Annotated in this window: 1 protein-coding gene; it reads left to right on the top strand. The window is 70.0% G+C overall.

All coding sequences use genetic code 11. The features are described 5' to 3' along the window. On the top strand, positions 1–224 hold a 224-nt coding region (locus ACGWYJ_RS39120), incomplete at its 5' end, for a DUF523 domain-containing protein (RefSeq protein ID WP_395111774.1). Positions 225–260 lie beyond the last annotated feature (36 nt).

The following is a 260-nucleotide window of genomic DNA, read 5'->3' as shown; positions in this document are numbered from 1 at the left end:
GCGCGCTGGAGGCCGCCAGGCGCTCGGGTGCCCGCATGGCCATCCTGAAGGAGGGCAGCCCGTCGTGCGCCACGACCCGGGTCTACGACGGCTCGTTCACGGGCACTCGCGTTCCGGGCACTGGTGTCACCACCGCTCTGCTGGAACGCCACGGCATCCGTGTCTTTCCTGAAACCGCCCTGGACGCCGCAGCCGCGCACCTGATGACCCTGGAATCCGCCTAGGCCCCCACCACCGAGAGCGACGACAGTAGGCCCCAA

Source organism: Actinomadura sp. SCN-SB (assembly GCF_043906805.1).
Lineage (GTDB): Bacteria > Actinomycetota > Actinomycetes > Streptosporangiales > Streptosporangiaceae > Spirillospora.
The sequence above is the reverse complement of the archived record's forward strand: the minus strand, read 5'-3'. Positions and strand labels throughout refer to the sequence as shown.